The organism is Mesorhizobium sp. M7A.F.Ca.CA.002.15.2.1, assembly GCF_003998715.1.
In the GTDB taxonomy this organism is placed as follows: Bacteria; Pseudomonadota; Alphaproteobacteria; order Rhizobiales; family Rhizobiaceae; genus Mesorhizobium; species Mesorhizobium ciceri.
The window spans coordinates 1-833 of sequence record NZ_RZPI01001143.1; the positions used below are offsets into that span (position 1 = coordinate 1).

Sequence of the window (833 nt, forward strand, 5' to 3'; positions counted from 1 at the left end):
GCTCAGGGATTTCTTCGTCATCGCGCGCGGATCGGTGTTTGCGCTGGCAGAGCAGAACATCGCGCCCGAGGATGCCGGCCGCCGGCTGAATGTCGACTATGTCGCCACCGGCACGGTGCGCAGCCCGTCCGGCCGCCTCATCGTCAGCGTCGAGCTGATCGAGGTGCGCAGCGCCAGGATCGTCTGGGCCGAGACCTTCGAGCGCAGGCCCGATGACATCTTTTCCGTGCTCGACGACATCGGCAACAGCATCGTCTCCTCGATCTCGGCCGAGATCGAAACGGTCGAGCGCAACCGCGCCATGCTGAAGGCGCCCAGCTCGCTCAACGCCTGGGAGGCGTACCATCGCGGCCTCTGGCACATGTACCGCTTCACCCAGGCCGAAAACGAGCAGGCGCGGCATTTCTTTGCCCAGGCCTTGCAGCTCGACCCGACCTTCGCCCGTGCCTATGCCGGCCTGTCCTTCACCCACTGGCAGAACGCCTTCCAGCGCTGGGGCGATCGCGACCGCGAAAGCGCGCTGGCCTTCGAGAGCGCCGGCCACAGCCTGCTGGTCGACGACCACAATCCGGCCGCCCATTGGGCGATGGGCCGGGCGCTGTGGCTGCGCGGCGAGCAGGACGGCTCGCTGCTCGAACTCGAGCGGGCGGTCGATCTCAGCCCCAACTTCGCGCTCGGCCACTACGCTTTGTCCTTCGTGCATTCGCAGTCGGGCGACCCGCGAGCGGCGATAGGCTCTTCCGATCATTCGCGCCATCTCAGCCCGTTCGACCCGCTGCTGTTCGGCATGCTGGGCGCACGCGCCATGGCGCATGTCCGGCTCGGCCAGTTTG

1 pseudogene is annotated in these 833 nt (G+C 67.2%); it reads left to right on the forward strand.

The window, feature by feature from the left end:
* Nucleotides 1-833 (forward strand): annotated as a pseudogene (locus ENZ74_RS33240) (transcriptional regulator); the annotation flags it as partial.